This window comes from Microbacterium sp. NPDC055357, from assembly GCF_053644835.1.
Genome location: NZ_JBSHLZ010000013.1, coordinates 29139 through 55556, shown reverse-complemented (window position 1 = coordinate 55556; position 26418 = coordinate 29139). Strand labels below are relative to the sequence as shown.

Sequence of the window (26418 nt, the reverse complement as noted above, 5' to 3'; positions counted from 1 at the left end):
GCGGCGGGGCCGGGGCCGCGCCCGGCCGCGGAGCCGGAGCCGGCGCCGCCCCGGGCACCGTCGTCCAAGCGCGGAGCGTCGGCGGCGGAGCCGACCCAGGCGATGCGGCCGTCCTCGATCAGGACGGCGGCGTCGTGCATCGTGCCGTACGGGTCGCCGTCGGAGACGACGTTGGTCGTGAGCTCGCCGATGTTCGTGATGAGGGTCGTGGTCACGGCATCCGCTTTCCTTCAGAGTCCGCCGGCATCACAGCATCGGCACGTTCAGGCCGCGCTCCCGGGCGACCTCGGCGGCCCGATCGTACCCCGCGTCGACGTGGCGCATGACGCCCGTGCCGGGGTCGTTCACGAGCACGCGGGCGAGCTTCTCGGCGGCGAGCGGCGTGCCGTCGGCGACCGTGACCTGTCCCGCGTGGATCGAGCGGCCGATGCCGACGCCACCGCCGTGGTGGATCGAGACCCACGATGCGCCCGACGCCGTGTTGAGCAGGGCGTTGAGCAGCGGCCAGTCGGCGATCGCGTCCGACCCGTCGGCCATCGCTTCGGTCTCGCGGTAGGGCGAGGCGACCGAGCCCGAGTCGAGGTGGTCGCGTCCGATCACGATGGGCGCGGACAGCTCACCCGAGGCGACCATCTCGTTGAACTTCAGGCCCGCGAGGTGACGCTCCTGGTAGCCGAGCCAGCAGATGCGTGCCGGAAGCCCCTCGAAGTGCACGGCGTTGCCGGCCTTGTCGAGCCAGCGCACGAGCCCCGCATCGTCGGGGAAGAGCACCTTGACGGCCTCGTCGGTCTTGCGGATGTCTTCGGGATCGCCCGAGAGCGCGACCCAGCGGAAGGGTCCACGCCCCTCGGCGAACTGCGGACGGATGTACGCCGGCACGAACCCGGGGAACGCGAAGGCGTTCTCGAACCCGCCGAGTTTCGCCTCGGCCCGGATCGAGTTGCCGTAGTCGAACACCTCGGCGCCGGCATCCTGGAAGCCCACCATCGCGGCGACCTGCGCCGCCATCGACTCGCGGGCGCGCTCGGTGAAGCCCTCGGGGTCACGCTCGGCCTCGGCGCGCCACCGGTCGAACGCGACCCCGACCGGCAGGTACGCCAGCGGGTCGTGCGCGCTCGTCTGATCGGTGACGATGTCGATCGGGATGCCGCGGGCCAGAAGCTCGGGGAACACCTCGGCGGCGTTGCCCACGACACCGACAGAAAGTGCCTCGCCGGCGTCTTTGGCAGCGAGGACGCGTGCGACCGCCGCGTCGAGGTCGGTCGAGTACTCGTCGAGGTAGCCGTGCTCGACCCGGCGCGCGAGGCGCGACTCGTCGACGTCGACGATCAGCACGGCGCCGCCGTTGAGCGTGACGGCGAGCGGCTGCGCGCCGCCCATTCCGCCGCATCCGCCCGTCAGAGTGAGGGTGCCGTTGAGGTCGTCGCGGCCCAGAGACCGGGCGACGGCGGCGAACGTCTCATACGTGCCCTGCAGGATGCCCTGCGTGCCGATGTAGATCCACGACCCCGCCGTCATCTGGCCGTACATCGTCAGGCCGAGCTCTTCGAGCTTGCGGAACTCGGGCCACGTCGCCCAGTCCCCCACGAGGTTCGAGTTGGCGATGAGCACGCGCGGCGCCCACTCGTGCGTGCGGAAGACGCCGACGGGCTTGCCGGACTGCACGAGCAGCGTCTCGTCGGGCTCGAGCTCGTCGAGGGTGCGCACGATCGCGTCGTACGCCTCCCACGAGCGCGCGGCCTTGCCCGTGCCGCCGTAGACGACGAGGTCTTCCGGGTGCTCGGCGACCTCGGGATCGAGGTTGTTCATGAGCATGCGCTTGGCGGCTTCGGCGCCCCAGCTCTTGGCGGTGCGCTCGGCGCCGCGCGCGGCGCGGACGGTGCGTGCTTCAGGGGTGGTCATGGCGTGCTCCTCGGTCGGTTCGGTCGAGAACGGGTGTTCTGGCTCAGGACGCCGAGGCATCCTGTTCTGGGTGCGGGGATCCGGATGCCGCCGCGGCGACGGCGCCGGAGATGACGAGGGCGGCCGCGGTCTCGATGTCCGGCGAGAGGAAGCGGTCGGGTCCAGGGCCGTCGATGCCCGCCTCGCGGAGGAGACGGCGGACCGCGCCGGTCGCGGGACCGGGCTGCAGCGGTGCCCGCAGGTCCAGCGCCCGCGTCGCGGTGATGACCTCGATCGCCAGCACCCGCGCGAGCCCGTCGACGGCCCGGCGCAGCTTGCGCGCGGCAGCCCACCCCATCGAGACGTGGTCCTCCTGCATCGCCGACGAGGGGATCGAGTCGACGGATGCCGGCACGGCGAGGCGCTTCAGCTCGGAGACGATCCCCGCCGCGGCGTACTGCGCGATCATGAGCCCCGAATCGACGCCGACCTCGTCGGCGAGGAACGGCGGGAGCCCCTGGCTGCGGGCCGGATCGAGGGCGCGGTCGGTGCGGCGCTCCGAGATCGAGGCGACGTCGGCGACGGCGATCGCGAGGAAATCGAGCACGTACCCGACCGGCGCGCCGTGGAAGTTGCCGTTCGATTCGAGCCGACCGTCGAGGGTCACGACGGGGTTGTCCACGGCAGAGGCGAGCTCCCGCGACGCGACGAGTGCCGCGTGATCGGCCGTATCGCGCGCGGCGCCGTGCACCTGCGGCGAGCAGCGCAGCGAGTAGGCGTCCTGCACGCGCGTGCACTGCGCGGGGTCCTTGTGCGATGCGACGATCGGGGAATCGCGCAGGAAGCGGCGCAGCCGAGCGGCGGATTCCGCCTGCCCGTGCTGCGGACGCAGCGCCATCAGGTCGGCGGCGAAGACGGCGTCGGTGCCCAGCTGCGACTCGATCGAGGCGGCAGCGGCGACGTCGGCCGTGTCCAGCAGCATCCGGATGTCGTGCAGCGCGAGCAGCAGCATCCCGAGCATGCCGTCGGTGCCGTTGATGAGGGCCAGTCCCTCTTTCTCCTGCAGCTCGAGCGGCGCGATGCCCGCCGCGGCGAGCGCGGCGCCGGCGGGAGCGATCTCGCCGTCGACGCGCACCTCGCCCTCGCCGATCGCCGCGAGGGCGACGTGCGAGAGGGGCGCGAGGTCTCCCGAGCAGCCGAGCGAACCGTACTCCCGCACGACGGGCGTGATCCCGGCGTTCAGCATGGCGGCGTAGGTCTCGACGACGACGGGCCGCACACCCGTGCGTCCACTCGCGAGGGTCTGCAGACGCAGCAGCTGCAGGGCGCGCACGACCTCGGTCTCGACCTCGTCGCCGGTTCCCGCGGCGTGCGAGCGGATGAGGCTCAGCTGCAGCTGACGGCGCCGCTCGGGCGCGATGAAGGTCGTCGCGAGCGCGCCGAATCCTGTCGACACGCCGTAGTGCGGCTCGGGGTCGTCGGCGAGTCCCTCGACGAGAGCACGAGATGCCGCGACCCGCCGCATCGCTTCGGGATCGAGTTCGACGGGCGCACCGTGCCGTGCGACGGCGACGACGTCCTCGGGCTGCAGGGGCGCGGCACCGACGACGACGGCGAGGGCAGGAGTGGTCATGGCTCGATTCCACACGCTCGGCATGGTGCGCCGCGCCCGGCTCTGGCATCCTGTGTCTGAGATGCCAGACAACCCCTCCCCGCGCGCAGTACCGGCGCCTCGCCCGGAGCCTCAGCGCGCGCGGCCCCAAGTCCCGGCCGCCGACCAGACGCTGCGGATCCTCGCGCACCTCACGAAGCAGCGCGGTCCGGTTCCCGCCGCGACGATCGCGACGGCGCTCGATCTGCCGCGATCGACCGTCTACCACCTGCTCGCGACGCTGCAGGAGCACGCGTTCGTCGTGCACCTGCCCGAAGAGCGGCGCTGGGGTCTCGGGATCGCGGCGTTCGAGCTCGCCGGCGGCTATGCGCGCCAGGAGCCGCTCGCCCGCGTGGGGCGCCCCGTCCTGGCCGACCTCGTGGATCGCGCGCACGAGAGCGCGCACCTCGCCGTCATGCACGGGCGCGACGTGCTCTACATCGTCGAGGAGCGCGCGCCGCGCCGCCCGGCGCTCGTGACCGACGTCGGCGTGCGCCTTCCCGCCCACCTCACCGCGACAGGGCGCGCGATGCTCGCGGCGCTCCCGCGCGAACAGGTGCGAGCGCTGTATCCGGATGCCGCGGCCTTCGCCGACCGCACGGGTCGGGGTCCGCGACGGCCGGGCGAACTGCGCGACGTGCTGCGCGAAGCCCGCGAGCGCGGCTGGGCGACCGAGGACGGCGAGGTCACACTCGGCCTGCGGTCGATCGGGGTCGTCGTGCGCGACCACGGCGGATGGCCGGCCGCCGCGATCGCCGTCACCTGGCCGGCCGATGCCGCCGCGCCTGACCCGGCCCTCGCGGCCAACGCGGCGCGAGAGCTCGAGCGCCGCATCGGCCGCGTCGGTTAGCGCGCGCCTGCACGGCATGCAAGCCCCTGGGCGGGACCGGCGGCCGTGTCTACCGTCGGAGTATGACGCCCGAAGAGACCCCAGACCAGACCGGACTCCTCGCTCTCATGGACCACCGCGACGAGGTGTGCGTCACGATCGCACTCGCGTCGTCGCCGAGTCCGCGCGATCATGAGCGGATCCGGATCGCCCTGCGCGACGCGATCGATGAGGCGGAACGGCGGATGCACGAGCGCGAGGTCGCGGCCGGTACGCGCAACGCCGTGCTCGAGACGCTGCGCGCACTGCTCACCGACGACGAGTTCTGGGGCGCGCAGTCCGACGGCCTCGTCGTGCTCGCCTCGCCCGGACGCACCGCCGCCTATCGCCTGCCCTCGCACGTGCGCGACATCGTCGCGGTGGCCGACCGGTTCCAGGCGGCGCCGCTGCTGCGTGCGGCGACCGACGATGACGACGTGTACGTGCTGCAGCTCGCGGAGGGCCTGGCCCGCCTGACGCGCATCGGCGCCGACCGCCGCGTGGTCGAACAGCCCCTGTCCCTGCCCGACGACCACGAGTCGGTGCTCGAGCAGGCCGAGAACGACGGTCGGTTCGACATGCGGCGCGCACAGGGAGCGAAGGGCGACCGCATCGAGCATGAGCGGTACTGCCGCGTCGTGCAGGACGAAGTGGCGCGCATCGTGCCCGACGGCGCGTGCTTCGTACTCGCGGCGTCGTCGGATCTCGCCCCGGCGTACCGCGCCGTCAGCACGCAGGCCGGCCTCACCGATGACGGTATCGACGCTCACCCCGGGTCGCTCGACGACCGGGCGCTCGCCGATGCCGCGCGGAGCATCGTCGAGGACGCTCAGGCCCGCGCGACGAGCGCGTGGAAGGAGCGGTTCGGCACGCTGCGCGCGCAGGGCCTCGCCACGAGCCGCCTCGTCGAGGTCGCCGCGGCGGCGGCCGAGGCCGCGATCGATGAACTGCGCTTCGACCGAGAGGCCGACGCGACCGGCACGATCGACGAGTTCGGCCAGGTCGAGCGGGAAGCAGACGCCACGCCGCTCGTCGACGAGATCGCCGCCCGCGTGCTGCACAGCGGAGGGCGCGTTCGCGCCGTCCGGCGACGCGACCTCGTCGACGGCTCCCCCGTCGCCGCGACGCTGCGCTTTCCGGTGACCGTTCCGCGGTGAGGTGTCGCGTACTCAGGACGAATGGGCGTCACCGGCCTGACACCGGCAAAAAAGCCCATTCCATCCTGAGAAGTGGACGCCTTCTCAGTCGACCTTCGCGACGCGCCCGCCCGTGAGCGCGACAAGCTCGTCGTACGTCAGCGGGAAGACGGTGTGCGGCGTGCCGCCCGCGGCCCAGATCTCGGGGAACGCGGCGAGGTCCTCGTCGACGATCGTCGTGAGGGGCGCCGGATGCCCCGTCGGCGCGACGCCGCCGATCGCCTGACCGGTGGCATCCCTCACCTGCTGAGCCGTCGCCCGCACGATGCTCTCGCGGCCGAGCCGCTCGGCGAGCGCGGCCGTGTCGACGCGGTGGGCGCCGCTCGTCATGACGAGCAGGGGCTCTTCGTCCGACCAGAACACGAGGCTGTTGGCGATCGCGCCCACCTCGACGCCCAGGGCGGCGGCGGCCAGCGGAGCGGTCGAGGCGGCGTCGGGCAGAACGACGATCTCGCCGTCGATGCCGGCCGCGCGCAGGGCCTCGTGGACGAGTCGACTTCGGGGATGCAGGTGCTCGGTCACCACCCCAGCCTAGGCCCCGCCGCTCGCACACTGCCCACTCCGCGCGGGCGCGCCGCGCGCCGCGCTTGTCGATGTGCTGAACTCGGCGCGGCTCGGTTGAACGATCCGCACATCGGTGGTGCAATGGTCGCGGATGCCGCAAAGCTGCGGCGATCACCAGCGCACTGCCCACAAGGCCCGCCGAAAGAAGAACGCGATGACGCACACCCTGCCCCTGCCCGATTTCACGCACGAGCGCGTGGAGGTGACCACGGGGCGACGCAGCGGTCTTTTCATCGCCGTCGCGCTGCACTCGTCCGTGCTCGGCTCGGCGCTGGGCGGCGCGCGCCTGTGGACCTACCCGCACTGGAGCGACGCGCTCGGCGACGCGCTGCGCCTCTCCGCTGCGATGACGCTCAAGAACGCCGCGGCCGGTCTGGACTCGGGCGGCGGCAAGTCGGTCATCGCGCTTCCCGAAGGCGTCGTGCTCGACGCGGAGCGTCGCCGTGCGGCCTTCCTCGACCTCGGCGACGCCGTCGAGACGATGCAGGGCCTCTATCGCACGGCCGAGGACGTCGGGTCGACGACCGAGGACATGCTCGTCGTCAGCGAGCGCACGGCCCACGTCGTCGGTCTGCCCGAGGCGGGCGGCGGCTCGGGTGAGCCGGCCGGCCCCACGAGCCTCGGTGTGTACGAGTCGCTGCGGGCGACGCTCGAGCGCGTCACGGGCAGTGCGGATGTCTCGGGCCGCAGGATCACGATCTCGGGCCTCGGCCAGGTCGGCAGCCGTCTGGCGGTGCGTCTGGCCGCCGAGGGCGCGGTGCTCACCGTCACCGACGTGAACCCCGCCAAGCAGAACCTCGCGGGCGAGCTCGGTGCGCAGTGGATGGCCCCGGGCGAAGAGCACCACGTCGCATCGGACGTCTTCGTGCCGGCCGGCATCGGCGGCCTCCTCACCGACGAGGTCATCGACGCGCTCGACACGAAGGCCGTGTGCGGCCCCGCCAACAACCCGCTCGCGCGCCGCGAAGGCGCCGACCGGCTCGCCGCGCGCGGCATCCTCTATGCCCCCGACTTCGTCGTGAACGCCGGCGGTGTCATCTACCTCGACCTCGAGGCCAAGCAGGTGGGCACGCGCGCCGAGATCATGGACCGCGTCTCCGCGATCGGCGACAGCGTCCGCCGCATCTTCGACGAGGCCGAGAGCCGCGGCATCACGCCCCTCGCCGCCGCCGAGGCCCTCGCCGCCGAACGGCTCGCCGCCGGCCGCGTGGCCGCCGACGTGCACTGACCCTCCCCCGCCGCAGCCGACTTTCGCCCTGTGTCGGCGACACGCCGTCGCGCGCCGACATAAGGCGCAAGTCGGCGCCGGGGGGCGGCGGCAGGTCGACGGAATCGACCGCTCACCGCGCGAGGCCTCAAGTGCGCGCTGCCCCCGCGCCCGCTCCCCCGTACTTCGCTTGCGCCTTGTGTCGGCGACACGCCGTCGCGCCCCGACACAAGGCGCAAGTCGACGTGAGCGGCGCGAGCGGCGCGGGCGCGCGCACCGAGTCGGCGCGGAGGCCCGGCCCGGGGCGGCACGGGCCCGCACCCCGCCCCCGCCCCAGAGTTGTTTTCGGTGCGCCGAAGTTCTAGGTTTTCGGTATGCCGAAAACTCGCCGCGCGTCGTGGATCGCGACGATCGCCGCGCTCGGGGTCCTCACCGGCTGCACCTCCACGGTCGACCTGACCGATGACCGGCCCGTCGCCCTCACGACGTTCACCGTGCTCGCCGACATCGCGCAGAACGTCGCCGGCGACCACATCCGCGTCGAGTCGATCACGAAGCCGGGCGCCGAGGTGCACGGCTACGAGCCGACCCCGCGCGATGTCGCGAAGGCATCCGAGGCCGACCTCATCCTCGACAACGGCTTGAACCTCGAGGCCTGGTTCGCTCGGTTCGTGGAATCCGCCGAGGTCCCCCACGTCGTCGTGAGCGAGTTCGTCGACGTCATCGACATCACCGACGACGCCTATACCGGCACGCCGAACCCGCACGCGTGGATGAGTCCGCTCAACGCGCAGATCTACGTCGACGCGATCGTTCCGGCGTTCGCCGAGCTCGACCCCGAGCACGCCGACGAGTTCGCGGCGAACGCCGAGGCGTACAAGGCCGAGCTGCAGGCGGTGCACGACGAGCTCGTCGACACGCTGGGCGGCCTTCCCGAAGAGCACCGCGCGCTCGTCACGTGCGAGGGCGCGTTCTCGTACCTCGCGCGCGACGCGGGACTCACCGAGCAGTACATCTGGCCCGTCAACGCCGAGCAGCAGGCGACGCCGCAGCAGATCGCCGCGACGATCGAGTTCGTCCGCGACAACGACGTGCCCGCCGTCTTCTGCGAGTCGACCGTGTCGGATGCGCCGATGCAGCGCGTCGTCGAGGCGACCGACGCCGCGTTCGGCGGAACCCTCTATGTCGACTCGCTGTCCGAACCCGACGGCCCCGTGCCCACCTACCTCGACCTGCTGCGCCACGACACCCGCACGATCATCGACGGACTCACGGGCCGGCGGTCATGACGATCGACGTGCAGGGTGTCTCGGTGCGCTACGGCGACGTCCTCGCCCTCGACGATGTCTCGCTCGAGATCGAGCCGGGGCACGTGACGGGCCTCATCGGAACCAACGGATCGGGCAAGTCCACCCTCTTCAAGACGATCATGGGGATGCTGCACCCCGACCGGGGGCGCGTGCTCCTGGACGATGCCGATCCGGCCATCGCTCGGCGCCGCGGTGCTCTCGGGTACGTGCCGCAGACCGAGGACATCGACCCGGCCTTCCCGATCTCGGTGCGCGAGGTGGTCGTGATGGGCCGGTATCGGAACATGGGCCTCGCCCGCCGACCGCGCCGGGCGGATCGCGCCGCCGTCGAGGCGGCTCTCGCGCGGGTCGAGCTCACCGACCTCGCGGATCGGCAGATCGGGCGCCTGTCGGGCGGGCAGCGCAAGCGCGCGTTCGTCGCACGCGGAATCGCTCAGGATGCCGGCATCCTGCTGCTCGATGAGCCGTTCGCCGGCGTGGACCGACGCTCCGAGGCGCTCATCGTGCGACTGCTCACCGATCTCGCGCGCGAGGGGCGCACCGTGCTGGTGTCGACGCACGACCTCGCGGGGCTGGCGCGGCTGGCCGATGACGCGGTCCTGCTGCAGCGACGTGTGCTCGCGCACGGACCCGTCGCCGACGTGCTGACCCCGGAGAATCTCGCCTTGGCGTTCGGCGCGGATGTCCGAGACGAGGAGCAGCCGTGATCGACATCCTGCTCGAGCCGTTGCAGTACGACTTCATGGTGCGCGCGCTCGTCACGACGGTCATCGCCGCCGTCGTGTGCGGGCTGTTGTCGTGCTGGCTCGTGCTCGTCGGCTGGTCGCTCATGGGCGACGCCGTGTCGCACGCGGTGCTGCCGGGCGTCGTGATCGCCTATGTCGTCGGCGCGCCGTTCGCGATCGGGGCGCTCGTCTTCGGTTTTCTGGCGGTGGGACTCATCGGTGCGATCCGCGGCACGACTCGGGTGAAAGAGGATGCTGCGATCGGCATCGTCTTCACGACGCTCTTCGCGCTGGGGCTCGTGCTCATCTCGGTCACCCCCAGCCAGACCGATCTCAACCACATCATCTTCGGCAACATCCTCGGCGTGAGCGCCGCCGATCTGGCCCAGATCGGCATCCTCGCCGCCGTCGCACTGGCGATCCTGCTCGTCAAGCGCCGCGACCTGACGCTCTACGCCTTCGACGCGACGCACGCCTTCGCGATCGGGCTGAACCCCCGATTGCTCGGCGCACTGCTGCTCGGCCTGATCGCGCTCACCTCGGTCGTCGCTCTCCAGGTCGTCGGGGTGATCCTCGTCGTCGCGATGCTCATCATCCCCGGCGCGACGGCCTACCTGCTCACCGACCGCTTCAGCCGGATGCTGCTGCTCGCGCCCCTGCTGTCGGCGGCAAGCGCCGTCATCGGCATCTACCTGAGCTACTGGATGGATGCCGCATCGGGCGGCCTCGTCGTGCTCGTACAGGGCGCCGTCTTCGGCCTCGTCTGGATCTTCAGCCCGCGGCACGGCCTGGTGTCGCAACTGCGGCGTTGAGCACGGCCGGGCATGACGCCCGCACGGGACAAGGCTGTTGGGCAGATCGCCCACTTCCTCTCGCGGCACCGCGATCTACTCTCTCACTGTCGCTGCACCTCCCGTGCGGCGCTGGGAAGGAGACCCCGTGCTGAGGCTAGGAATCGATGTCGGCGGGACGAACACCGACGCCGTGCTCATCGACGGCACCCGTGTGCTCGGCGCCGCGAAGGCGTCCACGAGCGCCGACGTCACAACCGGCATCGTGCAGGCGTTCGCGGGCATCGAACGCGAGACCAAGGTCGACCCCGGCGCCATCGCGGGCGTCATGATCGGCACAACGCACTTCATCAACGCCCTCATCGAGGCGGATCGCCTCGCACCGACCGCCGCAATCCGGTTCGCGCTGCCGGCGACCAGTTCGCTGCCGCCGCTCATCGGCTGGCCCGACCGTCTCATCGCGGCACTGCAGGGACGCAGCTATCTCTGCCACGGCGGCCACGAGTACGACGGGTCCGAACTGTCGCCGTTCGACGAAGATGAGTTCATGCGCGCGCTCGACGATGCACATACCGCCGGAATCCGGTCGTTCGCCATCTCGTCGGTGTTCTCGCCCGTCAACGCCGAGTTCGAACAGCGCGCCGCGCAGATCATCGGCGAGCAGCTTCCGGATGCCGCCGTCAGCCTGTCGCACGAGATCGGGCGCATGGGCATCCTCGGCCGCGAGAACGCCACCATCATCAACGCCTCGCTTCGCGAACTCGCCGAGCAGGTCACGACGGGTCTGCGTCGCACCGTCGATGAAGCGGGGATCACGGCGTCCGTGTTCCTGAGCCAGAACGATGGCACGCTCATGGATATCGACTACGCCCGCCGGTACCCCGTCGCAACGTTCGCGTCGGGACCGACGAACTCGATGCGCGGCGCTGCCTTCCTCTCCGACGTGCAGGACTGCGTCGTCGTGGACGTCGGTGGCACAACGACCGACGTCGGGATGCTGCAGAACGGCTTCCCGCGCGAAGCGACGACCGACGTCGCAGTGGCGGGCGTCCAGACGAACTTCCGCATGCCCGATGTCCTGTCGGTCGGAATCGGTGGCGGATCGCTCGTCCTGGACGACCACGACGGAGTCCGCGTCGGCCCGCAGAGCGTGGGGCACCGGCTCACGAGCGAAGCGCTCGTGTTCGGCGGCACGCGCCTCACGGCGTCGGACATCGCGGTGGCGCACGGCACCGTCGCGTTCGGCGACAGCGCCCAGGTGAGCGGCCTCGATCGTGCGCTCGTCGCGGCGACGCTCGACCGCATCGCGCGAGACGTCAACGATGTCGTCGACCGCATGAAGGTGTCGTCGGCCGCCGTGCCCGTCGTCGCCGTTGGCGGTGGCAGCTTCCTCGTGCCGGATGCGATGCCCGCGGCTTCCGCGGTCCACCGCCCCGAGCACTACGCCGTCGCGAACGCGATCGGCGCGGCGATCGCCGAGATCGGCGGCGAAGTCGATCGCGTCTTCAGCGTCACGTCGGCGACTCGCCAGGGCGTTCTCGACGACGCACGCCAAGAGGCCGTCGACCGCGCGGTGGCCGCCGGAGCCGACCCGTCGAGCGTTCGCGTCGTCGACGTCGAAGAGGTGCCGTTGGCCTACCTGCCGGGCAATGCGGCGCGCATCCGCGTCAAGGCAGTCGGAACACTGACCCTCGGAGGTGCGGGCAATGCGTGAGATCAACGTCGACAATCTGGCCGATATGGCGCGTGGCGCCGCGATCCTCGGGACGGGCGGTGGTGGCGACCCGTACGTCGGGATGCTGCTCGCCGAGCAGGCGATCAAGAAACATGGTCCCGTCACGCTGCTGTCCGTCGACGAGGTCGATGACGACGCGACGATCGTCCCAACCGCGTTCATGGGCGCGCCCACAGTCATGCTCGAGAAGATGCCCTCGGGCTCTGAGATGGTCACGTCGCTCCGCGCGATCGAAGGAGTGATCGGCCGGCCCGCGACCCACACCGTCTCGCTCGAAGCCGGCGGTCTGAACTCGATGATCCCGTTCGTCGCCGCCGCCGAGCTCGGGATTCCCCTCGTCGACGCCGACGGGATGGGACGCGCCTACCCCGAGCTGCAGATGCTGCTGCCGACGCTGGGCGGCATCACCGCCAGCCCCATGGCCATGGCAGACGAACGTGGGAACGCCGTCGCCTTCGACACGATCGACAACGCGTGGGCGGAACGGCTAGCTCGTTCGGTCGTCACCGACATGGGATGCAGCGGCGGGATGAGCCTCTACGTGCTCACGGGACGACAGCTCAAAGACCACATGGTGCGCGACACTCTCACGCTCTGCGAGGAGATCGGCCGTGCTGTGCGCGAAGCCCGCGAGTCGCACGTCGATCCGGTTCTCGCCGCCGTCGATTCCCTCAATGGACGACTGCTCTTCCGCGGCAAGCTGACGGACGTCGAGCGGACGACCGTCGGAGGATTCAACCGAGGTCTGGCTCGCGTGGAAGGCACGGGCACTGACGCCGACACGACGCTCGAGGTCGATTTCCAGAATGAGAACCTCGTGGCGCGACGCGGCGACGAAGTGCTCGCGAGCGTGCCGGACCTGATCTCCATCCTGGACACCGAGAGCGGCGAGGCCGTGACGACCGAGAGGCTCCGCTACGGACTGCGGGTGAGCGTCATCGCGTCGCCGTGCGATCCCCGCTGGCGCTCTCCCGAGGGCCTGGCTCTGGCAGGCCCCGAGTACTTCGGCTACTCGCACGCGTACCAGCCCATCTGACGCGACGCCTCGTGCCTGGGATCATGGGCTCGTGACCAGTGACGCCTTCGGCCCTGCCGATGCCGCCGACCTCGCCGCCGGAGCGCAATTGCTCGCTTCCGGCGGCGGGGGCGAGGTGGCGACCGCTGAACTCCTGCTGACGAGCACCCTCGCCGCCGCCGCTCACGACGGGCGCGGACTGACGGTCGTCGCCGCGAAAGACCTCGCACCCGACGATCTCATCGTCCACGTGGGCATCGCCGGTTCACCGGATGTGTTCGCTGAGCGACTGATCGACCCCCGCGACGTCGCCGCGGCGGTTCGAATGATGGAGCGCCGCCTCCAGCGCCGTGTCGCGGCTATCGGCGTGATCGAGATCGGCGGCCTGAACGCGCTCCTGGCCCCTATCAGTGCGATCACGATGGACCTGCCCCTTATCGACGGCGACATCATGGGCCGTGCCTTCCCCTTCATCGAGCAGACGACTCTCGCCCGTGCCGGGCATCGCCCTGACCCGCTCGTGCTGACCTCGCCGTCCGGCGACGTCGCCGTGTACGAGGGACGGACCCCCGCTGCCCGGCAGCGGCTTCTTCTTAGCGGCATCGCAGCGATGGGAGGACTGGCTGCCGTCGCGATGTACCCGGTCACCGCCTCCCAGCTGTCGGCAGATGGGATCAGCGGCTCGGTGACGGCCGCTCGATCGTACGGGCGTCGCTACCGAGAGCACATCGCCACGGATCGCAGCGGCGACCTCGATGCCATCGCGCTAGCCATCGGCGCCCACTCGATCGGGCGGGCGCGTATTGACGAAGTCATCGCCCGTAACGGTCCGGACATCGGCAGCGCGTCCCTGCACGACGTCACTGACGGGTCGATCCTGCGCCTGGACTATCTCGAGGAGTATGTCCTCGTCTCGTCAGACGGCGTCGCCGTGGCGGCCGCTCCCAATGTCATCATCGCGATCGATCACACGACGTTCCGCCCGCTCCTTTCACACGAGCTGCGAACGGGCAACACCGTGCTTCTGATGAGCCTGCCTGCTCTGCACGAGTGGGGCGACACAACCGCAGATCTCGTCGGCCCTGGAGCTTACGGTATCCATTTCGAGGAGACTCGCCGATGACAACCATCGCGGAACTGGTCGCCGATCCCCTGCTCGCTGGCACCACGGTCGTCGCGGGAGAGAGCGGCGTCATGCGGTCCGTGGATGACGTCCGCCCGTATGCGGCGACCCGCGAACTGCGCGCGCCCGACAGCGCCTCGCACGCGGTACTCGTGTGCGATGAAGCGGACGTGACACCCGCGTATCGGATCGATGCTCTCGTGCGCCGCGCGGATCACCTCGGCGCAGCCGCGATCCTCGTCGTCTCCGCACAGGGACAGCCGTTGCTATCCGGTGTGCGGCTCGCCGACCGCTTGGGCATTCCTATCCTGTGGATCACCCGTGCGGACCCGTTCGCGCTCACGGTGGAGCTCGCCATCCGTCTTCGCACACCTCACATCGCGCGCGCACAGGCGGCACTCCGCGCGCCCGCGGTGCTCGCCGGCGCGCACGATCCAGCCACCATCGCGGCCCGCGCAACCACGCTGTGCGAAGCCGTCGTCGTCCTACTCACGTCCGATGGCAGCCTCATCGCGGGCGATTCCGGCACAGTGGATGCTCCAGCGATCCGTTTCGACCTGGCTGTCGCGCAGCGCACCGAGACCGCTGTCGCCCAGCCCGTCGTGCTGCCGGACATGACGCACTCCAGCGCGTGGATCATCGCCGATGTGCGGGGCACCGACGACGTCCGCAAGGGCGTCGTCACCGACATCCTCACGCTCGTCGAGCCGTATGTGCGCGCTTGGCTCGTCGGTGAGGCCGCACGACTCGACCGCGATGCCGTGTTCCTCGCGCATCTGCTGAGCTCGGTGCTGCACGAAGCCGACGATCCCGGTCGCGAAGTCATCGAGAAGGCGGCGAGCGTCGGCTGGCGACTGCAGGACTGGCACACCGGGATCTACGTCGTCGCCGACGACCCGCGCGCCCCGTCGGATCGCGACACGATCGCCGCCGCCCTGCGCCGCGAACTCGCCGAGCAGGGCATCGTGACGAGCGGGATCGCGGATCACGCCGGCGGGTGGGCCCTGTGGAAGTCGGAGCCGTCGGAGCCGTCGATCGATCAAGGCCGGGGCGTCGTCCGCGCCCTGCGGCTCGCTCTCGCATCGCTCCCTCGGGACTGGGGTCTCGTCGCCGGGGTCGGCCGCACTCATCACGGTGCGGTGGGGCTGCGAGAGACCCTCGGCGAGGCCCGCAACGCGGCGTACCTCGCGCGCAGCCGGGACTTCCGTCCATCCGTAGATCATTCCGACGAACTGGGTGTGGCGCAGCTGCTGGCGACGCTTCAGCAATCGGATGTGACGCGCGCCTTTGCGGAATCCGCGCTCGCCCCGATCAGCGATCCCGCGAGCAGCCACCTGCTCGCAACCCTCACGGCTTATCTGCAGAACGGCGGATCCGTCGTGTTCACGGCGCAAGCGCTCAACGTGCACAGGAACACGGTGACAGCGCGCCTACAGCAGCTGAGGGAGCGGCTGGGCGTCGACCTCGACGACTCCAGCCTGCGGCTCGCGCTGCAGATGGCGGTACGTGCGGTGCACAGCAGTCCGGCCACTCCGCTCCCGGAGGCGTGACTGAGCGGGTGCACGCCGCACAGCTGTTCGCGCGCGGTGTGCATACGGCCCATCCTCTGCGCGCCGAGCGCGGCATAGGTTCTGAGCACGACAGTGTCCGCCACCCAATGAAGGAGCAATCATGCACCTGCGCGTCATCCTCCCCGTCATCGGAGAGTCCCTCCTCGACCACGTCCGCACCGAGGCGGAAGCGTGGGCGCTTCCGACGACGACGATCTCGGTCGTCGCCCTCGAACGTGGCACCGCGAGCATCGAGTCCGAGTACGACGAGGCGCTCTCGGCTCCCGGCATCCTGGACCGCATCGAAGAGTGCGTGACGGACGGCGTCGACGGAGTCTTCATCACCTGTTTCGGAGATCCCGGGGTCCACGCCGCACGCGAGATCATCGACGCGCCGGTCGTGGGCGGATTCGAACCCGCTGTCCTCACCGCCATGAGCCTCGGCGAGCGCATCAGCATCGTCACGGTGCTGCCCAACGTGCTCCCGATGCTCCGAGGGATCGCGCGTCGCTACGGCGTCGACAACCGCATCGGCGCGATCCGCGTCGTCGACATCCCCGTTCTGGGACTCGAGGAGGACAACAGCCTGCTCGTCGACCGCCTCGAAGAGCAGGCGGCGGCCGTCATCGAGAGCGACGCGGCGGATGTCATCATCCTCGGCTGCACCGGCATGCTCGGCGTCGCCGACGAGCTCGAGCGACGCCTGGCCGCACGCGGACTCGCCGCGCCCGTCGTCGACCCCACGGGCGCGGCGATCACGTGGCTGGAGAGCTCGGTCCGCATGGGACTGACGCCGAGTCGCCGCACGTACATGGCGCCGCCCGCCAAGGCACGCCAGCTGTGACACAGCCTTCGTCGATGCGCGTCGATCCGGCTCATGCCGGGCCGGCGCGCATCGGTCTGTGGGTCACGATGCTGCGCCCATTCGGACTCGAGATCGCTGCGGCTGCTCGGCCGGACTGGATCGGCATCGATCTGCAGCACGGCGACATCGCCCTCGCCGATCTCGCCGACATGGTGCGTGCGTGCGAGCGACATGCGATCCCGGTGGCCGTGCGTGCCGGGGGGCACGACCCCGCAGCACTCGGCCGGATCATCGACACCGGGGCGGACGCGGTCATCGTGCCGGCCGTCGAATCCGCCGCGCAGACCGAGGCAATCGTGCGCGCCACCCGCGTGCCTCCGCGGGGTGCGCGCAGCACCGGCATCGCGCGACGCGGTCTCGTCGCGGCATCCATCGCGGAACCGCTCGTTCTGCCGATGATCGAGACGGCGGAAGGCCTCGAGAACGTCGACGCGATCCTCGACGTGGACGGGATCGACGGCGTCTTCGTCGGGCCGTACGACCTGAGTCTGTCCATGCGAGCTGCGTCGCCCACGGCTGCGCCGGTCGTCGACGCCATCCGGCACGTCTTGGAAGCGGCCCGCACGCGCGGGCTCACGAACGGAATCTACAGCGGCGATCCCGAGCTCACGTCACGGATGGGCGACGTCGATCTGCTCGCCGCCGGCAGCGACGTCGACGCCCTGCGTCACGGACTGATGACGGTGATGCCCCGCGGCTGACCGCGGGACATCGCCTTCGCCATTCAGGACCGACGTGACCTCGACCAGGCGTCGAGGCCCACCGCGATCAGAAGGATCGCACCCTGCACGATCTGCTGGATCGTCGTGTTGACATTGAGCAACGCGAATCCGTTGCCGATCATGGCGTAGAGGATCAGGCCGAACGCGGTGCGCCACATCGCGCCCTCACCGCCGAAGATACTCGTGCCGCCGACAACGACGACGGCGATCACCATGAGCGGGATGCTCGCACCGACATCGGCCTGCCCCGCGCCGATCTTGCTCGCGGCGAGAACCCCGGCGATCGACGCGGCGAGGCCCGAGAGAACGAACACGCTCGTGTGCACGAGGCGCACGTGGATGCCCGACAGACGCGCCGCCTCGGGGCCTCCGCCCACAGCGTAAACCCGTCGACCGTAAACCGTGCGCGAGAGCACGAACCACGCGATGAGGAAGACCGCGATGAGCGCGATCCCGGGGAGCGTGAGTCCCAGCAGCATCCCCTGCCCGAGAGCAGTGAACCCCGGAACAGACACGCTCACCAGCACTCCTCCGGAAACGGCCACGGCGACACCACCCAGCATGAGCGAGGTGGCGAGCGTCGCGATGAAGGGATTAATGTTGATGAACGCGACGGCGATGCCGTTGACGAGTCCCACGAGCACTCCCGTGGCGAGGCCGGCGATGAAGCCGAACCCGACCGATTCCGTCGCGTTCGTGACGGTCGCCGCGATCACCCCGGACAGGGCGAACGTCGCTCCGACCGACAGGTCGAACATGCGGCTGATGAGCACGAAGGTTCCGGCACACGCGATGATGCCCACCGTCGCCCACTGATCGAGCAGGTTCGACATGTTGATCGGCGAGAGGAAGACGGGCGACGACACCGCCATATAGACGAAGAGGATCGCGCAGATAACGACGATCACGTTGTGCGTCAGGAAGCGGCGAAGGTGGTGCAGCGGCCCCGCGGGCGTCGCCACCGTGTTGGTACTTGTCGTCGGTTCGTGTGTGACAGTCATTGTCTTCTCCTCGCTCATGCGGCGGAATCCTCTTCGCGGGCGAAGGCGGCGCCCATGATGGCGGCTTCGGTCATCTGGTCGCTTTCGAGACGAGCGGTGATGCGACCGCGGCTCATGACGACGATGCGATGCGAGAGCCCGATCACTTCCTCCATCTCGCTCGAGATGAGCAGAACGGCGACACCGGATGCCGCAAGGTCGACGATCAGCTGATAGATGGCCTGCTTCGCGCCGACGTCGACGCCGCGCGTGGGCTCGTCGACGATGAGGATGCGCGGACCGGTCATGAGCCACTTGCCGAACAGGACCTTCTGCTGATTGCCGCCGGACAGTCGCGCGACCGACACACCCTGCTTCTTGAGCCGGATGTCGAGTCTGCGGACCATCTCGGCGGCCGCGCGAGCGACTTTGCGGGTGCGCACGATTCCGGCGACCTGATCGCGTTCGATTGTCGCCATCGTGAGGTTCTCTTCGACCGGAAGCGAGAGCACCAGTCCCTGGTCGCGGCGGGATTCCGGCACCATCGCGATGCCGAGCGACGTGGCGCGGCGTGGCGAGCGCGGACGCCCCGGCCGGCCGTGCACGACGACCTCCCCGCTGTCGACCGGATCCGCACCGAAGACAGCGCGCGCGACCTCCGACCTGCCCGCACCGACAAGACCCGCCAGTCCGACGATCTCGCCCGGACGCACCTCGAGATCGATGTCGTCGAAGACACCGGAACGGCTGAGACCCGTGACGGACAGCGCCGGTGCAGCAGCCGTCATCACGATCTGCTTGGCGGGGAAGACCGACGTGAGCGGGCGACCGAGCATCGACTGGATGAGCGATTCGCGTGTCTCGTCCGCCGTCGTCGCCGTGCGCACGATCCTGCCGTCGCGCAGCACCGTGACGCGGTCGGATATCGCGAGCACCTCTTCGAGGTGGTGCGAGATGAAGACGATTGTCGCGCCGTGCGCCCGCAGGTCGCGCATGGCGTCGAAGAGCAGAGCGGCGTCACTCGGCCCGAGCGCGGCGGTCGGTTCATCCAGGATGATGACGCGCGATTCGCGGGCCAGTGCGCGGAGGATCTCCACCTTCTGCTGGCTGCTGAACGGCAGAGACCCGACGCGCGCTCGGGGCGGGATGCCGAAGCCGATCCGATCATCGAGTTCGGCGTAGCGGCGGTCGAGCTCCGTCCCGCGCAGCACACCGCCGAGATGCGGTTCCTGACCGAGGAAGACGTTCTCGCGAACGGTCAGGGCGGGCACGAGAGCGACTTCCTGCGCGATGAGGCTGATGCCCGCGGCGAGCGCAGCGGCGGGTGTGTTGAACACGACCCGCGCCCCGTCGACCGCGATGTCGCCGTCGTCCGGAGCGAGCGCACCCGCGATGATCGAGCACAGCGTCGACTTTCCGGCGCCGTTCTCGCCGACAAGCGCGTGGATCTCGCCGGGGCGGAACGCGATGTCGACGTCGGCGAGTGCCGCCTGACCGCCGAACCTCTTCGTGACGCCCGTGAGAGAGACGATGTCCGCAATCGCGGTATCAGTGTTCGACATGGTTCCTCATCCTCGAGAAGCGGCACGGCCGCGGGAGCAGGGCTCTCCTCCCGCGGCCGCCCCGGATCATCCGGCTGTCCACTCCGCAGTGAACGACTTACCGGCGTCGGTCCCGAGCGTCTCGCGGGTGGCGATCGGCCCGATGGGCGAGTTCTCGCGCACATCGACGGCTGTCTCCACCGTCTCGCCGTTCATCGCGGCGACGGCGAGCATGATTCCTTCATAGCCCTCCGTGAACGGAAGGGCGAGGGGAGCCGCGAAGACCGCCCCATCGCGGATGCCTTCGATGTCCTCTTCCGTGCCGCCGTTGCTCACGACGATGACCTCGCCCGTGCGACCCGCCTGCTCGATCGCCTGCAGGGCACCCGCGATCGGCTGACCTGAGGCCGCCGAGATGACGTTCAGGTCAGGGTTCGCCGTGAGGATGTTCTGGGTCGTCGCGAGGCCCGCGGCCTGGTCGAAACCGCCGGGCTGCTCGGACACGAGCTCGACCGAGGCGGCCTTGGCCAGCGCTTCCTTGACCGCTGCGGTGCGCAGCTGATCCGTGGCCTGCGCGGCATCGCCCGGCATGTACGCGACCTTGCAGGGGTCGGTGTCGCCGCATGCCTCGACCATGAGCTCACCGATCTCGGTGCCCATCGTCGGCAGGTTGACGCCCACCGTGATGAGGCCGTCGACGGATGACTGCAGCGTCGTGAGGTCGGTCCCGATCGTCGTCATGAGAGACACTACCTGGACACCCTGATCGATCGCCTGCGTCGCGACGGGCACAAGCGCGGCGGGGTTGAGCGGGTTGATCACGAAGATGTCGTAGCCGCCCTTCGTGAGCGCGTCCTGGATCTGGCCGACCTGCGTCGTGGAATCGAATGCCGCGTCGAACATGGTGACCGTTCCGCCGAGCTCCTCCGCCGCGGCCTCGACGCCGCGCAGGTTCGCTGCCGTATAGGTGTTCGTGGCGACCGGGCTGAAGAAGGCGATCGATAGACCGTCGTCGTCCGCCGGTCCGTTTGCGTCCGGTGAGGCGCTGTTCGCGCATCCGCCGAGGAGCATCATTCCCGCGAGGAGGACGGCCGGGGCCGCCAGCAGCTTTCGGTTCATGCGGATACCTTCCCTAGAGGGCTCGGGTGATGTGCGCCAACGCTAAGCCGCACTCCCCTGCACGTCATTGGGCCGCATGTCCGCGTGGCGCCGGGTGTGCTGTGCACGGTGCACAGTGGCGCGCGGCTGCGGACGTCACCCGGCCGACGCCCGTCGATTCGATACCCCGCGATCGGATCGACACACTATGTGCGCACGTCGCGTTTGGACTGGATCACCGACTAGCAATTCGGCAGGAGACTGCGATTCGAGAAAGCAGAAAAACCCCCGGCTAACCGGGGGTTTTTCGATCGGTGGACCTGAGGGGATTCGAACCCCTGACCTCTTCATTGCGAACGAAGCGCGCTACCAACTGCGCCACAGGCCCGTGAACCCCAGCAAGATTATCACGCTGAGAAGTCGTGATCGAACGCGCTACTGACCGGATGCGCGACGCAGGAGCACGTCGCGCACGTGCGCTTCGATCTCGGCGTCGTCGACGTATCCCATGCGCGAGAAGTCCGCGGATGCCGCGCGCTGCGGTCGTGCCGTCTCGATCGACGTCGGGCGCTGCGCCTCGGCACGCCGCCGGATCGCCTCGTCGACGGCGGCCAGACGAAGGGCCTCACGGGCGTCTTCGGCGTCGAGCACGGCGGCGGCGCGGGAACCGGCCGACGCGGTGAGGGGCCGGGGAAGCTCGCGCGGAGCCCATTCACGGCGGGTCTGCTCGAGTTCGACGTCCTGCATGTGCACGGCGACGCGCTCACCCGCGTCCTGCGCGGTGCGTGTGACGGCTCGGGCGCCGACCCGCGCCATGCGCTGCAGCACGAGGCCGGCCACGATGGTCGCGGCGAGCCCGGCCCACAGCAGCAGCTGCGCACCGGTGGACACGATCGTCCACACGCCCCACCCCGCGATTCCGAGCCCGGCGACACCGAGCGTCATCGCGGTCAGCCGCACGCGGCGGCGCGCGCGGGCGCGTCGGGCTTCGGGGCTGAGTCGCGCGGCGGCGCGCTCGTCACGCGCACGCTCGAGTTCGATGCGCGCTTCTTCGAGGGCGACCTGCTCGCGCTCGGCGAGCGCGCGGCGGGCGAGCTTCTGCTGCGCGAGCGCCGTGCGTGCGGTGAGTTCGAGCCGCACCTCTTCGGGCGTTTCGCTCGTCTCGGCGAGCACGCGGAGGGCCTGATTGAGGCGCACGGCGTTACGCTCGGACGCGTCGTACTGCCGCCGGCTGTGCCAGCTGGGCAAGAGGTACACGAGCCACAGCAGCGCCGCGACCAACACGATCACGCCGCCGCCCAGCACCTGCCCACCCATGGCGTCCACGGTAAGCGACGCGGGCCGCGCGCCCCGGCATCCCCTCGCGTGTCTCCCCAACCCCACACCCGCGAGACTGCAACCGCGCGCCGAGACTGCGGGTGGACCCCACGGTCTCGGCGCGCCGTTGCAGTCTCGCGGTCAAGAAGAGCGGATGCCGCAGCCTCGAGCCGCCGCCTCGGCGAACGCGTCCGAGCGCCGCGCAGCGACGCGGCGGCGGGCGGGCGGGTCAGGCGTGCAGGCGGTCGGCGGGCGGGACGGTCGCGGCGTCGGCGGGAGCACGGCCGGACACCCAGCGGCGGAGCACGCCCTCGGGCACCTCTTCACGCACGAGCGCGAAGGCGTAGTGGTCGCGCCAGTCGCCGTCGATGTGGATGTACCGGCGTCGCAGACCCTCGTAGCGGAAGCCCAGCTTCTCGACGACGCGCAGACTCGCCCGATTCTCGGGACGGATGCAGATCTCCATGCGGTGCAGCGCCAGGTCGGTGAAGCACACGTCCGTGGCCAAAGCCACCGACGTCGGCGTGATGTCCAGACCGGCGAAGCGCTCGCTCACCCAGTAGCCGATCGTCGAGGTCGCGAGTGAGCCGCGCGCGATCCCCCACACGTTCAGCTGCCCCGCGATCTCACCGTCGTACTCCATGACGAAAGGCACACCGGCGCCGTCGCGATACTGCTGCAGCAGCCGGCGGATTCCGAGCCGCATGTCGAACGACACGGCGCCGTCGGGGTTCGTGGCCTCCCACGGGCGCAGCCACGACCGGTTGCTCAGCAGCTCGTGCTGCAGCGTGCGCGCGTCGCGCTGGCGGATGAGCCGGATCGAGATCGGTCCGTGGGCTCGTGGAGTCGTGAGATCCATCCGACTCCTTCTACCCGGCGGCGATCAGAGTGTCGCCGCGAAGTCCTTGATCCACGGACGCAGCTCGGGACCGAGATCCTCGCGGTCGGCCGCGAGCTGCACGATGGCCTTGATGTAATCCAGCCTATCCCCGGTGTCGTACCGGCGACCGCGGAACACGACCCCGTACACGCCGGGCCCGTCCGGGTCGGCCGCGAGCTCCTGCAGCGCGTCGGTGAGCTGGATCTCGCCGCCCTTGCCCGGCTCGGTGCGCTCGAGGATGTCGAACACCGACGGAGCGAGCACGTACCGCCCGATGACGGCGAGGTTCGAGGGCGCATCTTCGCGCGGAGGCTTTTCGACCAGGCCCGTCACACGCACGACATCGTCGTCGTCGGTGTGCTCGACGGCCGCGGCACCGTACATGTGGATGCTGTCGGGATCGACCTCCATGAGCGCGATGATCGCGGCGCCCGTGCGCTCGTGCTCGGCGAGCATGCGCGTCAGCAGCTCGTCTCGCTCGTCGATGAGGTCGTCGCCGAGCAGCACGGCGAACGGCGCATCGCCGACGTGGGCGCGGGCACGCAGCACGGCGTGGCCGAGCCCCTTGGGCTCGCCCTGCCGCACGAAGTGGATGTCGGCGAGGTCGCTCGACTCGAGCACGCGGCGCAGGCGCTCGTCGTCGCCCTTGTCCTTGAGCTTGACCTCGAGCTCGGGCACCGAGTCGAAGTGGTTCGAGATCGCGTTCTTGTTGCGCCCGATGATCACGAGGATGTCGTCGATGCCGGCACCGGCGGCCTCTTCGACGACGTACTGGATCGCCGGCTTGTCGACGACGGGCAGCATCTCTTTCGGCATCGCCTTCGTGGCGGGGAGGAAACGCGTCCCCAGCCCGGCGGCGGGAATGACGGCCTTGAAGGTCTTCTGCGACATGCCCGCTACTCTACCGGCGCCTCCGACATCGCCCCGGCCCCTACCGCTGCGCGAGCAGGTGTGCAAGCTTCGACCGCTCCGCCGCGACTCTCAGCCACACGCCGGCGGCGAGGAACATGTCCGCCGGCACCTGCACGTCCAGCCCCGTGCGCGCTTCGATCTGCGCCGTCCGGTAGTGCAGCGTCGTCCGGTGGATCCGCAGCTGCTCCACGACGTCGGCCAGAGTTCCGTCGGAGTGCAGGAACGCGCCGATCGTGTCGAACGCGAACCCGTCCCGGTCCAGCAGCAGCGTCTTGAGTGCTTCGACCGCCGGCGATTCTCGCACGCTGAGCGGGGTGCACAGGGCGGCGAGGTCGCTCTGCATCGTCTCGGCCTGACTGACCGGCGTCCGCCGGTGCAGATGCCGCGTCACAAAGGCCGTGAGCGCCGCCTCGACATACAGACGACGGATGCCGGGAAGCTCGCCGACGCCCGCGAGCCCGATGCCGCGGGGCCCGGGCGGTATCGCCCGCCCGGCGTGCGCGATCAGCTCGGCAGCATCCCGCTCCGCCTCATCGGGATCGGCGTAGCTGCCGCCGTAGACGGCGACGTCGAGGCCGTCGAGCCGTGTCAGGCACGCGATCGACAGACGTCCGCTCGCGATCCCGCGGGGCAGCCGCTCGATCACCCGGCGTGAGGCGGCGGAAGCCCGTCGGTCGTCGAGGCTCGCGAGCACGAAGAATCCCGTCCCCGCGTCGGTGAGCCACGAGGTGATGTCATCGAGCGCGCTCTCCTGACCGGTCAGCAGGCGGCGCACGCTCTCGCTCGACGCGCTCAGCGCGGGCGGCATCCCGCGGCGGTGTCTCTGGGCGAGCAGGTCGGCGAAGACGGCGCAGTAGTCGTGGATCGTGGCGTGCGGCAGGTCGACTCCGCGATCGATGAACCAGAGGATGGCGATGACGCGATCGTTCGCCCGGATCGGGTAGCCGATCCGCCCCACCACCATGAGCTCGGGGGCGGCGGGAACCCGCACGGGCGACGGCTTCGTGCCGTCGACGAGACCGCGCACGTACGGTGCGAAGAAGTCGCGGTACTCCGGGAGCACTTCGCGTTCCAGGACGAGCTTGAGGCGGTAGCCGTCCTCGTCGCCGTAGTGCCGGCTGAACGCGATGATGTGGCCGTCGGGGTCATCGATCGCGACGGACTGCGCCGTGCTCGCGGCGAGCCGGTCCACGAGAACCTGGACTTCGTCCTTCAGCCGACCCTGCACGCCGTCCTCCTCCTGACACCGGTGCATCCATCGTCCCTCACCAACGACGATCAGGGCGCCGCACCGGTGGGTGCAGCGCCCTGATCTCGGCGTCGGTGGTCCGCTACGCGCGCTCGTCGGCGGGGTACCGCGCGTAGGGCACGTCGTACACGTCGATGCCCTTCTTCCGGGCCCGCGCGTTGCGGATCTGCCGCACGACGATGCACACGAGGAGGATGAGCGTCAGGTAGCCGGCGATCGGGTAGAGCAGGTTCACGAGGTTCGCGAACGGCACCTGCGCGAGCAGCACCGCGACGACCGTGCCGATGAGGGCGAGGATGCGCGCACGCGTGCTCTTGTCGTTGCTCTCGATGCGGTTGACGGCGACCCACAGCAGCGGCACGGCCGTCGTGTAGATCCCGGCGAACAGCACGATCGAGAAGATCAGCCCGGAGCCCGCGAACACCTGGTCGGCGATCCACAGCATCGGGATCTGCTGGTCGTACACCTCGCCGATGTTGGCGAGCAGGCCGAAGGCGACGATCGCGACGGCGATCACGAAGGTCAGCGCGCCGACGAATCCGCTGACGGCGGCCTCCCGGTCGTTGCGCGCCTTACGGCCGATGCCCGCGAGGAACGGCACGAGCATGAGCAGGCCGATGCCCGGGAAGATGAAGCCCGAGATCGCCCAGTTCGGTGCGGCCTGCAGCACGTCGATGTCGGCGAGGGTCTCGTTCGAATCCGCGATGCCGCCGGGGTTCATCACGATGCCGATGATGCCGACGATGATCGCCAGCGCGACGATGACCGGGCCGAGCTTCGACACGATCGAGACGAGCCCGTCGAGTCCGAGCATGACCGTGAGCAGTGTCGCGATCGCCATCGCGAAGATGCCGATCTGCACGTTCCAGCCGAAGTGCTGCTCGAGTGCCGCACCGGCGCCCGAGAGCATGACGGCGTACATGCAGAAGAAGAAGGCCGGCGCGAAGATGCCGAAGAACTTGCCGAGGTACTTGCCGCAGTAGTACTCGAAGATCTCGTTGGTGGACTTCAGACGCAGGTTGCGCCCGTCGCGCAGCGCGACGATGGTGAAATACGCGTACAGGGCGAGCGTGATGATCAGCGCACCCGTCGCGCCGGCGGCGCCGAACGACGAGAAGTACTGCATCGATTCCTGGCCCGTGGCGAAGCCCGAGCCGATCAGGTACGCCACGATCGCGCCCATGAAGGTCACGACCGTGCCGACGCGCACGCGGCGCGAGGTCTTTCTGGTGTTCACC

24 protein-coding genes and 1 tRNA gene are annotated in these 26418 nt (G+C 70.0%); 12 read left to right on the top strand and 13 right to left on the bottom strand.

Going from position 1 to position 26418, the window contains the following annotated elements:
* The 3 genes from ACWICD_RS13660 to hutH form a co-directional block, all read right to left on the bottom strand.
* Positions 1–215: imidazolonepropionase-like domain-containing protein (locus ACWICD_RS13660; protein ID WP_454140482.1), on the bottom strand; the 215-nt coding region annotated here is incomplete at its 3' end.
* Positions 216–246: 31 nt separating this feature from the next.
* Positions 247–1902 carry a urocanate hydratase gene (hutU, locus tag ACWICD_RS13655; protein ID WP_454140481.1) on the bottom strand — a complete coding sequence of 552 codons (1656 nt, stop codon included), beginning with the start codon at positions 1900–1902 and terminating at the stop codon, positions 247–249.
* Positions 1903–1945: 43 nt separating this feature from the next.
* Positions 1946–3514, bottom strand: a complete 1569-nt coding sequence (hutH, locus tag ACWICD_RS13650; protein ID WP_454140480.1) for a histidine ammonia-lyase — start codon at positions 3512–3514, stop codon at positions 1946–1948.
* On the opposite strand from hutH, the gene ACWICD_RS13645 reads away from it, so the two are divergent.
* Together ACWICD_RS13645 and ACWICD_RS13640 are read left to right on the top strand one after the other, a co-directional pair.
* Positions 3513–4382 carry an IclR family transcriptional regulator gene (locus ACWICD_RS13645; RefSeq protein ID WP_454140479.1) on the top strand — a complete coding sequence of 290 codons (870 nt, stop codon included), beginning with the start codon at positions 3513–3515 and terminating at the stop codon, positions 4380–4382. The two genes, hutH and ACWICD_RS13645, sit on opposite strands and share 2 nt — an antisense overlap.
* A gap of 62 nt (positions 4383–4444) precedes the next feature.
* On the top strand, positions 4445–5557 hold the full coding sequence (locus ACWICD_RS13640) for a baeRF11 domain-containing protein (protein WP_454140478.1): 1113 nt from the start codon (positions 4445–4447) through the stop codon (positions 5555–5557).
* Between the two features lie 84 nt (positions 5558–5641).
* On the opposite strand, the gene ACWICD_RS13635 is transcribed toward ACWICD_RS13640, so the two are convergent.
* A complete protein-coding gene (locus tag ACWICD_RS13635) occupies positions 5642–6118 on the bottom strand; it encodes a YbaK/EbsC family protein (RefSeq protein ID WP_454140477.1) in 477 nt (158 codons plus the stop codon).
* Between the two features lie 196 nt (positions 6119–6314).
* Here ACWICD_RS13635 and ACWICD_RS13630 point away from each other — a divergent pair, with 196 nt between their 5' ends.
* The 10 genes from ACWICD_RS13630 to ACWICD_RS13585 all read left to right on the top strand — a co-directional run bounded on the left by ACWICD_RS13630 (position 6315) and on the right by ACWICD_RS13585 (position 17182).
* Complete coding sequence (locus ACWICD_RS13630) at positions 6315–7388, top strand: Glu/Leu/Phe/Val dehydrogenase family protein (RefSeq protein WP_376129388.1); 1074 nt, start codon at positions 6315–6317, stop codon at positions 7386–7388.
* Positions 7389–7741: 353 nt separating this feature from the next.
* Complete coding sequence (locus ACWICD_RS13625) at positions 7742–8656, top strand: metal ABC transporter substrate-binding protein (RefSeq protein ID WP_454140476.1); 915 nt, start codon at positions 7742–7744, stop codon at positions 8654–8656.
* Positions 8653–9384 (top strand): metal ABC transporter ATP-binding protein, encoded by a 732-nt coding sequence (locus ACWICD_RS13620; RefSeq protein WP_454140475.1) that lies wholly within the window; start codon positions 8653–8655, stop codon positions 9382–9384. The genes ACWICD_RS13625 and ACWICD_RS13620 overlap by 4 nt, the downstream gene beginning before the upstream one ends.
* A 35-nt stretch (positions 9385–9419) precedes the next feature.
* Positions 9420–10214, top strand: a complete 795-nt coding sequence (locus ACWICD_RS13615) for a metal ABC transporter permease (protein WP_376129446.1) — start codon at positions 9420–9422, stop codon at positions 10212–10214.
* A 130-nt stretch (positions 10215–10344) separates the two neighbouring features.
* Positions 10345–11907, top strand: a complete 1563-nt coding sequence (locus tag ACWICD_RS13610; RefSeq protein ID WP_376129444.1) for a hydantoinase/oxoprolinase N-terminal domain-containing protein — start codon at positions 10345–10347, stop codon at positions 11905–11907.
* Positions 11900–12964, top strand: a complete 1065-nt coding sequence (locus ACWICD_RS13605) for a DUF917 domain-containing protein (RefSeq protein WP_376129384.1) — start codon at positions 11900–11902, stop codon at positions 12962–12964. Before ACWICD_RS13610 ends, ACWICD_RS13605 begins: the two co-directional genes overlap by 8 nt.
* 31 nt (positions 12965–12995) lie before the next feature.
* Positions 12996–14066 carry a DUF917 domain-containing protein gene (locus tag ACWICD_RS13600; protein ID WP_454140474.1) on the top strand — a complete coding sequence of 357 codons (1071 nt, stop codon included), beginning with the start codon at positions 12996–12998 and terminating at the stop codon, positions 14064–14066.
* Positions 14063–15616, top strand: coding sequence for a PucR family transcriptional regulator (locus ACWICD_RS13595; protein WP_454140473.1), 1554 nt, complete (start codon positions 14063–14065; stop codon positions 15614–15616). The genes ACWICD_RS13600 and ACWICD_RS13595 overlap by 4 nt, the downstream gene beginning before the upstream one ends.
* A 121-nt stretch (positions 15617–15737) precedes the next feature.
* Complete coding sequence (locus tag ACWICD_RS13590) at positions 15738–16460, top strand: aspartate/glutamate racemase family protein (RefSeq protein WP_454140472.1); 723 nt, start codon at positions 15738–15740, stop codon at positions 16458–16460.
* A 14-nt stretch (positions 16461–16474) separates the two neighbouring features.
* The gene (locus ACWICD_RS13585) at positions 16475–17182 is read left to right on the top strand and encodes an HpcH/HpaI aldolase family protein (protein WP_376129376.1); all 708 of its coding nucleotides are present in this window, start codon (positions 16475–16477) and stop codon (positions 17180–17182) included.
* Between the two features lie 23 nt (positions 17183–17205).
* Here the strand turns inward: ACWICD_RS13585 and ACWICD_RS13580 are convergent, their stop codons facing one another.
* The 9 genes from ACWICD_RS13580 to ACWICD_RS13540 all read right to left on the bottom strand — a co-directional run bounded on the left by ACWICD_RS13580 (position 17206) and on the right by ACWICD_RS13540 (position 26417).
* The gene (locus ACWICD_RS13580) at positions 17206–18204 is read right to left on the bottom strand and encodes an ABC transporter permease (RefSeq protein WP_376129375.1); all 999 of its coding nucleotides are present in this window, start codon (positions 18202–18204) and stop codon (positions 17206–17208) included.
* A 14-nt stretch (positions 18205–18218) separates the two neighbouring features.
* Positions 18219–19745 (bottom strand): sugar ABC transporter ATP-binding protein, encoded by a 1527-nt coding sequence (locus ACWICD_RS13575; protein ID WP_376129374.1) that lies wholly within the window; start codon positions 19743–19745, stop codon positions 18219–18221.
* A 66-nt stretch (positions 19746–19811) separates the two neighbouring features.
* Complete coding sequence (locus ACWICD_RS13570; protein WP_376129372.1) at positions 19812–20843, bottom strand: sugar ABC transporter substrate-binding protein; 1032 nt, start codon at positions 20841–20843, stop codon at positions 19812–19814.
* A gap of 294 nt (positions 20844–21137) precedes the next feature.
* Positions 21138–21210 (bottom strand) — tRNA-Ala (locus ACWICD_RS13565).
* A gap of 47 nt (positions 21211–21257) precedes the next feature.
* Positions 21258–22139, bottom strand: coding sequence for a large exoprotein (locus tag ACWICD_RS13560; RefSeq protein WP_376129370.1), 882 nt, complete (start codon positions 22137–22139; stop codon positions 21258–21260).
* 229 nt (positions 22140–22368) lie between these two features.
* Entirely contained in the window at positions 22369–22998 is a 630-nt protein-coding gene (locus ACWICD_RS13555; RefSeq protein WP_376131390.1) for a GNAT family N-acetyltransferase, read from the bottom strand.
* Positions 22999–23022: 24 nt separating this feature from the next.
* Positions 23023–23910 carry a UTP--glucose-1-phosphate uridylyltransferase GalU gene (gene galU, locus ACWICD_RS13550; protein ID WP_376131393.1) on the bottom strand — a complete coding sequence of 296 codons (888 nt, stop codon included), beginning with the start codon at positions 23908–23910 and terminating at the stop codon, positions 23023–23025.
* A gap of 40 nt (positions 23911–23950) precedes the next feature.
* Entirely contained in the window at positions 23951–25186 is a 1236-nt protein-coding gene (locus tag ACWICD_RS13545; RefSeq protein ID WP_454140471.1) for a helix-turn-helix domain-containing protein, read from the bottom strand.
* A 76-nt stretch (positions 25187–25262) separates the two neighbouring features.
* The gene (locus tag ACWICD_RS13540) at positions 25263–26417 is read right to left on the bottom strand and encodes a YkvI family membrane protein (protein ID WP_454140470.1); all 1155 of its coding nucleotides are present in this window, start codon (positions 26415–26417) and stop codon (positions 25263–25265) included.
* Position 26418 lies beyond the last annotated feature (1 nt).

Excerpts from the sequence above, each read along its gene's own strand:
- ACWICD_RS13555 (WP_376131390.1), bottom strand. The coding sequence starts at position 22,998 with ATGGATCTCACGACTCCACGAGCCCACGGACCGATCTCGATCCGGCTC.
- ACWICD_RS13590 (WP_454140472.1), top strand. The coding sequence starts at position 15,738 with ATGCACCTGCGCGTCATCCTCCCCGTCATCGGAGAGTCCCTCCTCGAC.
- ACWICD_RS13605 (WP_376129384.1), top strand. The coding sequence starts at position 11,900 with ATGCGTGAGATCAACGTCGACAATCTGGCCGATATGGCGCGTGGCGCC.
- ACWICD_RS13575 (WP_376129374.1), bottom strand. The coding sequence starts at position 19,745 with ATGTCGAACACTGATACCGCGATTGCGGACATCGTCTCTCTCACGGGC.
- ACWICD_RS13595 (WP_454140473.1), top strand. The coding sequence starts at position 14,063 with ATGACAACCATCGCGGAACTGGTCGCCGATCCCCTGCTCGCTGGCACC.
- ACWICD_RS13620 (WP_454140475.1), top strand. The coding sequence starts at position 8,653 with ATGACGATCGACGTGCAGGGTGTCTCGGTGCGCTACGGCGACGTCCTC.
- ACWICD_RS13625 (WP_454140476.1), top strand. The coding sequence starts at position 7,742 with ATGCCGAAAACTCGCCGCGCGTCGTGGATCGCGACGATCGCCGCGCTC.
- ACWICD_RS13570 (WP_376129372.1), bottom strand. The coding sequence starts at position 20,843 with ATGAACCGAAAGCTGCTGGCGGCCCCGGCCGTCCTCCTCGCGGGAATG.
- ACWICD_RS13560 (WP_376129370.1), bottom strand. The coding sequence starts at position 22,139 with ATGGGTGGGCAGGTGCTGGGCGGCGGCGTGATCGTGTTGGTCGCGGCG.
- ACWICD_RS13580 (WP_376129375.1), bottom strand. The coding sequence starts at position 18,204 with ATGACTGTCACACACGAACCGACGACAAGTACCAACACGGTGGCGACG.
- hutH (WP_454140480.1), bottom strand. The coding sequence starts at position 3,514 with ATGACCACTCCTGCCCTCGCCGTCGTCGTCGGTGCCGCGCCCCTGCAG.
- ACWICD_RS13615 (WP_376129446.1), top strand. The coding sequence starts at position 9,420 with ATGGTGCGCGCGCTCGTCACGACGGTCATCGCCGCCGTCGTGTGCGGG.
- galU (WP_376131393.1), bottom strand. The coding sequence starts at position 23,910 with ATGTCGCAGAAGACCTTCAAGGCCGTCATTCCCGCCGCCGGGCTGGGG.
- ACWICD_RS13645 (WP_454140479.1), top strand. The coding sequence starts at position 3,513 with ATGGCTCGATTCCACACGCTCGGCATGGTGCGCCGCGCCCGGCTCTGG.
- ACWICD_RS13585 (WP_376129376.1), top strand. The coding sequence starts at position 16,475 with ATGCGCGTCGATCCGGCTCATGCCGGGCCGGCGCGCATCGGTCTGTGG.
- hutU (WP_454140481.1), bottom strand. The coding sequence starts at position 1,902 with ATGACCACCCCTGAAGCACGCACCGTCCGCGCCGCGCGCGGCGCCGAG.
- ACWICD_RS13630 (WP_376129388.1), top strand. The coding sequence starts at position 6,315 with ATGACGCACACCCTGCCCCTGCCCGATTTCACGCACGAGCGCGTGGAG.
- ACWICD_RS13545 (WP_454140471.1), bottom strand. The coding sequence starts at position 25,186 with ATGCACCGGTGTCAGGAGGAGGACGGCGTGCAGGGTCGGCTGAAGGAC.
- ACWICD_RS13640 (WP_454140478.1), top strand. The coding sequence starts at position 4,445 with ATGACGCCCGAAGAGACCCCAGACCAGACCGGACTCCTCGCTCTCATG.